Below are 4,576 nucleotides of genomic sequence, written 5' to 3'. Positions count from 1 at the left end.
AACGACTATAAGATCTGTAGGTACTGGACATGATGCAGATATAAAATTACGTGAATTAGTTAAAAAGGGTGAAATCAAAGCACCTAGAATATTTGCAACAGGTAGACCAATTTGTATAACAGGAGGTCACTGCTGTGATATAGGTATAGAGGTCGATACAGTAGGAGAAGCTTTGAAGGCAGCGAGAACTCTATGCAAGAAAAAAGTCGATTGGATAAAATTGATGCCTACTTCAGGAGTTATAGGAATAGGTCCATCCACAAATGTTCAGCTTTCAAAAGAGCAAATTCAAGCTATTTGTGATGTTGGTAGAGCTTTTGATACACCTACATGTGCACATATAATGAATTACAATGCATTGTTACAATGTTTAGAAGCAGGACTTACTTGTGTTGAGCATGGATACGATTTGGACGATAAAGTAGCTGAAATTATGGTGAAGCAAGGAACTTGGTACATACCAACAGCAGTAGTTACTTTAAATGAATCTACATATATGGATTCAAGTAATCCTATGAAGGAAAAGGCAGCTCAAGCACAAATTAAAGTTCGAAATGCTTTAAAGGTAGCTATATCAAAAGGTGTAAAATTAGCAGTTGGTACAGATTCAGGTTGCCCTTATACAAATCCTGATACATATGCATTTGCAACAGAATTATATCTTTATACAATTTCAGGAATGAGTGAGATGGATACACTTGTATGTGCAACTAAAAAAGGAGCAGAGCTATTGGGAATAGATGATATAGCTGGTACATTGGAAGAAGGAAAAATAGCTGATATTGTAGTTATAGAAGGTGATCCATTAGACGATATAAATAATGTTAAAAATGTAGAGTATACATATAAAGGCGGAGAATTAGTTTATAGACCACTTATTTAAAAATATATGCCCACATAACAAATTATATATTGGAGTAGAAATTATTTAATAAAAATATTTCTACTCCAAATTTAATTTGGATAAAACTGTAAATAAAATAAAAAATAAATATATAGTCAATTTACATTAAAAGTGCTAAAATATAAATCGAGTAGTTTATATGCTACATTGATAAGAAAGGGCAAGGATGCGGGACAATGAGAATGTAATTTACTTCATATAAAAGAGTATTATAAAATTTTATACCGATTTACGAAGGTATTTTTGTGGTGCTTAAATATAAAGAGAGTAAATTATAGCTTCATTATGCATTGAATTGTGTTTTCGGATACATTTATTTTGTGTGCAGTTATTTTTGGTGCGTGCAATTATTTTGGAAATAATAACTCTCTTTATTTGAGCGATAATAAGGAGGGTTTTTTTATGTCGTTGTTAAAGGTTAAAAATCTAAAAAAATATTATGCAGATAGACTTGTTTTGGATATCGATAAATTTGAAATAAATGAAGGAGATAGAATAGGCTTAATTGGAGAAAATGGAGTAGGTAAGAGCACATTTATAAAAGCTGTAATTGGAGAAATTGAGATAGATAGTGGCGAAGTAAGCTTAACAGACAGCTATTCATATATAAGTCAAATTGGAGACGAAGCTCAAAGCTATGGAGGCAATAAAATCAAAGGTTTACTAAATGCACCAGATAAATATGAAGAATTTTTATCTGGTGGAGAGAAAATAAAGGTGAAAATAGTAAATGCTTTGAAAGATAATAAAAAGTTAATTATAGCTGATGAACCTACCTCTAATTTAGATAAAGAAAGTATTGAGGTATTGACGGATATGCTTAAAAAGCATGAAGGTGCTTTGCTTATAGTATCTCATGATAGAGAGGTTTTAGATGCTCTATGTACTACTATTGTCCAAATAGAGGATTCAAAAATAAAATCATACAAAGGCAATTATACCAACTATCTAAAATTAAAGAATGCAGAAAAATCAAGACAGGAATTTGAATATAATCAATATATTTCAGAAAAAAACAGACTCGAAAAAGCTATTGAGGGTAAAATCCAAACTAGAAATAATATCAGAAAAACTCCAAAAAGAATGGGAAACTCTGAAGCGAGACTTCACAAAATGGGAGGCCAAGGCAATAAAAGAAAGCTAGACAAAAATATAAAGGCGATATCGACTAGAATTGAAAAATTAGAAATAAAAGAGAAGGTTAAGGAAATAGAACCTATTAAAATTCATATACAAGAAGGCATGGAGATTGTAAGCAAGAATTTGATAGAAGTAAATAATTTAGATTTAAAGGCTGGAGATAAATTACTTCTTGAAGGTGTGTCATTTAAAATCAAGAGAAATAAAAAAATAGCTTTATTAGGACCAAATGGAAGCGGAAAGACAACTCTATTGAAAAAAATTATAGATTCAAGTAAAATAGAAAATCTAGACATCAAAGATATAAAAATCAACAATAAAGTTAAAATAGGATATTTCTCACAAAATCAAGATACACTAAATGAAGAAAAATCAATTTTAGAAAATGTAAAATACAATTCCTCTTACAATGAGACATTTATAAGAATAAATTTAAGTCTATTTGGATTTAGAGAGGATGAAGTTTACAAGAAGGTTGAGGATTTAAGTGGAGGAGAAAGAGTCAAGGTCGCTTTATGCAAGGTGATACTTGAGGACAATAATCTATTGATTTTAGATGAGCCTACTAATTATCTAGATATTATTTCAATGAAATCGCTAGAAGACGCATTGAAAAACACAGAAAAGACGATGATAGTAGTATCTCATGACAAGCATTTTATAGAAAATATCTGTGATTATTTCTTAGAAATAAAGGACAAAAAAATAATACAGTTTTCTGGAAGCTACGACAATTATATAGAAGAAAAAAACAAAGAAAAACTTAATAAAGAAGATCAAAAAAACAGCAATGAAATACTTCTTTTAGAAAATAGACTCAGCAATTTAATTTCTATGATATGTATGGAGACAGATAAAGAGTTAAAGGAAAAATACGAAAAGGAATTTGATGAGATCTCAGATAAATTGAAAAAGCTGAGATAAAATATTTTTTAAATTAATACAAATGGGAGGGTATGTATGACAAATGATATGACAAAGGGTAATCCCTTAAAATTATTTATATACTTTACAATACCGCTATTAATCGGTAATGTATTCCAACAACTATACAGTATGGTAGATACTATAATAGTAGGAAGATTTGTAGGAGTTAACGCACTTGCAGCATTAGGCGCATGTAATTCCATGTTTTTCTTGGTAAATGGTCTGATTTTAGGACTTACGAGTGGTTTTTCAGTATTAGTATCACAAAAATTCGGGGCAAAGGATGAAAAGGGCGTAAAAAAAGCAGTTGCAAGTAACATCACACTGACTATAGTTTTAACTCTAATAATTACTATAATTGCTCTGTTAATAATAAAACCGCTTCTAAATATGATGAATACACCAGATAGTATTTACGACGATGCGAAAATATATATAACAATAATTTACGCTGGTATAATAACTCAAACAGCGTACAATATGTCAGCTGGTATATTGAGAGCTTTGGGAGATAGCAGGACTCCACTTTATTTCTTGATACTAGCTTCACTTTTAAATGTAGTCTTAGACTTAGTTTTTATAGTAAACTTTAAAATGGGAGTTGCAGGAGCAGCATATGCTACAAATATAGCCCAAGGGGTTTCAGCGATATTGTGTTTGATATACAGCTACAGCAAATACAAAATACTTAGACTTAGAAAAGAAGATTTCAAGGTTGAAGGAAGCTACTATTCAACACATTTAAAAATTGCTATACCGATGTCTATGCAATTTTCAGTTACAGCTGTAGGAATAATCATAGTTCAAAGTGCTATAAACACATTTGGAGCTACAGTAATCGCATCTTATACAGCAGCATCAAAGGTACAGCAATTAGTTATGCAGCCATCGATTTCATTCGGAGTTACAATGGCTACTTATGCAGGGCAAAATTTAGGTGCTAGAAGATTTGATCGTATAAAACACGGAATGAGAATAATGAATGTAGTTTCAATAGTAACTAGTATAATCTCAGCCTTTGCATTATTCAGTCTTGGCAAATATTTTGTAATGCTGTTTATAGAAAATCCAACTCAAGAAATTTTTAACTATGCACAACAGGTTTTAAATTACAGTGCGATGTTCTTTATACCACTTGGATTTATATTTGTGTACAGAAATGCGCTTCAAGGAATGGGGCAATCATTTGTACCTATGATGGCGGGATTTTTTGAATTATGTGCAAGGGCTTTAGTTGCATTTACATTGCCTAAGTTTATAGGATATATAGGTATATGTTTAGCTGATCCGATTGCATGGATATCAGCAGCCGTACCTCTTATGATTACCTATTATGTAAAAATGAGAAAAATAGATAGCGAAAACAGACAGATAGAAGAATTAAAACGTGAAGCAATATAAGCTTATAGGGGTTACAAATAAATACTAAAAAATTTAAATTTAACATATTATATGGATATCTTAAAAAATAATAAGATATCCATATTTTTATTTTCGTTGGCAATAGTTTATAATTAAGAATTTACTTATAAACCTAAATTGGAATTTATAGGGAGTGTAAGATAAAGTGTGTAAGTAGAAAATAAAATTTTCTCTTATGCACTT

Annotated in this window: 3 protein-coding genes; all 3 read left to right on the top strand. The window is 30.5% G+C overall.

Annotated elements, in window-relative coordinates:
* A partial coding sequence (locus tag ACI3VO_RS06730) for an amidohydrolase family protein (RefSeq protein WP_439757168.1) occupies positions 1-883 on the top strand: 883 nt, incomplete at its 5' end.
* A gap of 423 nt (positions 884-1,306) precedes the next feature.
* Entirely contained in the window at positions 1,307-2,968 is a 1,662-nt protein-coding gene (cplR, locus tag ACI3VO_RS06725) for an ABC-F type ribosomal protection protein CplR (protein WP_439757167.1), read from the top strand.
* Between the two features lie 36 nt (positions 2,969-3,004).
* Entirely contained in the window at positions 3,005-4,372 is a 1,368-nt protein-coding gene (locus tag ACI3VO_RS06720; protein ID WP_439757166.1) for an MATE family efflux transporter, read from the top strand.
* Positions 4,373-4,576: the final 204 nt, after the last annotated feature.

The sequence above is a fragment of the Intestinibacter sp. genome (assembly GCF_051866655.1).
In the GTDB taxonomy this organism is placed as follows: domain Bacteria; phylum Bacillota; class Clostridia; order Peptostreptococcales; family Peptostreptococcaceae; genus Intestinibacter.
The sequence above is the reverse complement of the archived record's forward strand: the minus strand, read 5'-3'. Positions and strand labels throughout refer to the sequence as shown.